At 44.2% G+C, this 3390-nt stretch carries 6 protein-coding genes; all 6 read right to left on the bottom strand.

From position 1 onward, the window contains the following. Positions 1-401: 401 nt before the first annotated feature. From EWV84_RS05760 to EWV84_RS05735, 6 genes are read right to left on the bottom strand one after another with little or no spacing between them, the layout of a single operon-like run. Positions 402-1199 (bottom strand): F0F1 ATP synthase subunit B family protein, encoded by a 798-nt coding sequence (locus EWV84_RS05760; protein ID WP_287077075.1) that lies wholly within the window; start codon positions 1197-1199, stop codon positions 402-404. A 4-nt stretch (positions 1200-1203) separates the two neighbouring features. Further along, positions 1204-1482 (bottom strand): F0F1 ATP synthase subunit C, encoded by a 279-nt coding sequence (locus tag EWV84_RS05755; protein WP_002768905.1) that lies wholly within the window; start codon positions 1480-1482, stop codon positions 1204-1206. Beyond that, a complete protein-coding gene (locus tag EWV84_RS05750; RefSeq protein ID WP_287077073.1) occupies positions 1475-2191 on the bottom strand; it encodes a F0F1 ATP synthase subunit A in 717 nt (238 codons plus the stop codon). The genes EWV84_RS05755 and EWV84_RS05750 overlap by 8 nt, the downstream gene beginning before the upstream one ends. 12 nt (positions 2192-2203) lie before the next feature. Beyond that, on the bottom strand, positions 2204-2497 hold the full coding sequence (locus tag EWV84_RS05745; RefSeq protein WP_287077071.1) for an ATP synthase subunit I: 294 nt from the start codon (positions 2495-2497) through the stop codon (positions 2204-2206). Next, entirely contained in the window at positions 2490-2849 is a 360-nt protein-coding gene (locus EWV84_RS05740) for an AtpZ/AtpI family protein (protein WP_287077069.1), read from the bottom strand. The genes EWV84_RS05745 and EWV84_RS05740 overlap by 8 nt, the downstream gene beginning before the upstream one ends. An 18-nt stretch (positions 2850-2867) precedes the next feature. Next, positions 2868-3263, bottom strand: coding sequence for a F0F1 ATP synthase subunit epsilon (locus tag EWV84_RS05735; RefSeq protein WP_287077067.1), 396 nt, complete (start codon positions 3261-3263; stop codon positions 2868-2870). Between the last annotated feature and the right edge of the window lie 127 nt (positions 3264-3390).

Raw genomic sequence — 3390 nt, 5'->3', positions numbered from 1 at the left:
CCATAAATGAAGTTTTGTCGGATTAAATAATTGGCTGAGTTGTAGAGATTTTTAGACTGCCAAGATAAATTATCTATCTCAGCCCAAAATCGATGTCCTTTCTTGATAATGTGTCTTTCTGCTACTAACATTATTATTCGTTGTCTTTTAACTCAGCGTCGGGTTTTGAAGGGTTGTCATCCGTTATGATAATTGTACCAGAAGGCAATTGATAGCCTGTTAAATTCCCTTGTTTTCACCACCTCCAAGTCGTTCGATAACTTATTCCTGTTTTTTTTGCCTAGTCTGATAGTTTTATGTCTGTGTATTACCATGAATGACTATATCTGATCATATTTGTATTGAAACTTTACAATACCTTGAGGGGACTCAGCATTGTAGGAAGTGACTGGAACTTTGAATCAAAAGTCATTGCTCATCGGCACATTACCTCTCGCCTCTCGCGTAAAGACAAGGGCTAAATCCTCTTCAAAGCCGTTCAAATAATTCTCGACATTCCAGGCGATTCTTCGGCCAGAGGTTTTTAACTCAATGCCACAGATAAGGGCCGGTTTCACTTCAAATTTTATATCCATATCACCAACAAGTTCTTGGCGCAGAACTGGGATAATTTGCTGCCGCAATTCTTCCGAGATTTCAAAGCTGCTGGAGATGATTGCCTCCCGCGTCTTGGCCGTTGCGGTGATCGCTTCACAAAGCGCTCGTTTCTCTTCCCGATCCCAATTGCGAACTCGATCGAGGAAAACTTGAATGACAAGCTGTTCAAGCTCGACAGCGGCTAGATCTGCTAAAACTTGGCGAATTGTCGCCTGAATCTGTTGTAATGCTTGATGTCGCAACTCTTGCAAAAAGGCATCTTTTTGCCGTTGAACTATTTCTTGCCAGCGAGAGCGATCTGCTTCTACTTCAGTGCGGATACCTTGCATTAACTCTGTTTGCGTCTGTGCAACCGCTGCCTTGACTTGAGCCAACATCGTCGAGCGATAAGTCGCAAAATCCTGTTGCATTTGTTGGTATTTTTCCATTTCTTCTCGCGCTAATTGGCACTTTTGTTCTGCATCTTGCTGGCGATCGCTAATTGTTTTTTCCCGACGTTCCATTGCCTGAATAATAGGACGGTAGAGAAACTTTTGCAGTACAGCCACCAAAATCAAGAAATTAACAATTTGGGCCAAGAAGGTAAACCAATCAACTGCCACGGAATTATCCCCCCGCCTTAGTCACTACATAACCCCAAAAAGGATTGGCAAAAATTAAAATTAGCGAAATCACAAAACAATAAATTGCCACTGACTCAATAAATGCCAAACCAACAAATAACGTTCGAGTAATCGTATTGGCTTCGTCTGGCTGTTGCGCCAAAGCGGTCAAAGCTTGAGCGATAGCTCTTCCCTCTCCCAGTGCCGGCCCTATTGAACCGATCGCCATAGTTAATCCAGCCGCTAAAATTGATATCATTGCCGTCAAGCCAATATTATTCATGGTTTCTTTGCTCCTTTTCTCCTGTATGAGAATTATTAACCACTTGCTGTGCCTCTGTTGCCGAAGCAATATAAACCATAGCCAAAATCGCAAAAATATACGCTTGAATTAATCCAGTCAGTAGCTCCAATACCTGCATGATAATCGGGACAAAGAGCGGGGCAATGGATAAAAGAATACCTACTATCATGACATCACTCATCACATTGCCAAACAGCCGGATGGCCAAGGACAAAGTGCGTGACAGTTCCCCAATAACATGAAAAGGTAACATCAAGGGATGGGGTTGTAGATAGTGCTTGAGATATTTTTTTAACCCTGACTGACGTATGCCGTAAAATGGCACTGCCCAAAAAACACAGATAGCAAGTGCTGCCGTTGTAGAAAGAGAGGCCGTAGGCGGATGATAGCCCGGGATGATTTCTAAGAGATTGGAAGCGGCGATGAAAATAAACAAAGTACCGATAAATGGCAAGTAGATATCGGGTTGGCATCCGCTAATATCTCGTATTTGACCCTGCAATTCTTCGATGACAACTTCCAAAACATTTTGCCAGCGAGACAGACGAGTATCTGTCGATAGTCGGCGCGTGATTAGCCAGGAACTAATTCCCAATAAAGCCATTAACCCCCAAGTAAATAACAGAGTAGCATTAAGGGCAATTGCTCCCGATTGCCAGAAAATAATCTTGTCAGGACTTAGATACATGAGCTATTGTACTTAGTTGCTTCTGAATTTAGGTTGTACCTGCTGCAATATTAGATTTCTCGTCCAGAAGAAGGTGGCCAGGCTTAACAGCAAGTAGAGGACTGGCAAGTCGGGGACTGCAACTATTATGGCATAAAATCCCAGCAAAATTATGCTTGTACGACCCAAAAAACTAATCAAAGTTAACACCATCGGATTATGGGTTCTGGGGAGTTGACGCACCGTTAGCCACAGTCCCCCAAAATGCGCCAAACCCAATGCCATTCCCGCCAATAATGCCAGAGGAAAGTACAGTAGTTCAATCATGATTGAGTTCCTTTTTCGATTGCTCGCGTGCGCCCTCGATGGCGGATTGTTCGCGCTTAACCCACTGCCAGGCATTCAGACAGCCCAGCATCAACCCAGCCAACATCAACATTAATGTCCAGGAAAAGCGACTCGGCCATTCTCGATCGATCCAGATACCGAGTGCCATACCTAAGAGAGTGGGTAGAACGACTGACCAGCCGACCAATCCCAATAACCCCAGGCCAAACCATATACTGTGCTTCTTTTCCACTCTGGCTCTGAGTTTGCGCTCTTCCTGGACTCCTACCTTGCGGCTAAAGCGCAAACGATTTTTTTGATGACTTCTTTCTGCCATTTTATTAGTACCCATATTTCTATTATTTCTCGTCTAGTCTCCTCGCTGCCCTCCTAGTTCGATAAATTGCCGGATCATGTTAGCTTCCAGTTTTGTCAGAGCCACGCGAGTGCGTTTTTCCCGCTCATCTAAGATTTGAAACTGCTTTTCTACCGCCTGTCTTAAGCATCCTAAGTCGGCACTTTCAACAGCATGGCGAGTGGAAACTCGCACGTCAAAACCAGATTTGACCAAAATACCCTCATCCACGGCCATAAATCTTTCCTGCCCTTGAGGAGTGGTGAAAGACAGCAATCCGGGCAAGATAGCGGTGACAAAATCAATGTGATGTGGCAGCAGGCAAAAGCACCCGCTTCCCGATTCTGCTGTAACCTTAATGACTTCTGTCTCTAATAGAATTCGGGTGGGCAATATAACTCGGAGTTTCATCGTGCCTGTCATCGAAAAACTGGGTCTGAAACCCCGCCCTTTAGCGATAGCGGAGGGCGGCTTTATATGAGTTAGTGAGAAACAATTAAACCGTTAGAACGACGAATTAACTGAATCTTGCTAACAG

The sequence above is a fragment of the Microcystis sp. M_QC_C_20170808_M3Col genome, from assembly GCF_007095505.1.
Taxonomy (GTDB): Bacteria; Cyanobacteriota; Cyanobacteriia; order Cyanobacteriales; family Microcystaceae; genus Microcystis.
This window is presented reverse-complemented; position numbering and strand designations above follow the sequence as displayed.

Bases quoted from the DNA above. Each gene is read 5' to 3' on its own strand.
- EWV84_RS05735 (WP_287077067.1), bottom strand. From the start codon at position 3,263: ATGAAACTCCGAGTTATATTGCCCACCCGAATTCTATTAGAGACAGAA.
- EWV84_RS05745 (WP_287077071.1), bottom strand. From the start codon at position 2,497: ATGATTGAACTACTGTACTTTCCTCTGGCATTATTGGCGGGAATGGCA.
- EWV84_RS05755 (WP_002768905.1), bottom strand. From the start codon at position 1,482: ATGAATAATATTGGCTTGACGGCAATGATATCAATTTTAGCGGCTGGA.
- EWV84_RS05740 (WP_287077069.1), bottom strand. From the start codon at position 2,849: ATGGGTACTAATAAAATGGCAGAAAGAAGTCATCAAAAAAATCGTTTG.
- EWV84_RS05750 (WP_287077073.1), bottom strand. From the start codon at position 2,191: ATGTATCTAAGTCCTGACAAGATTATTTTCTGGCAATCGGGAGCAATT.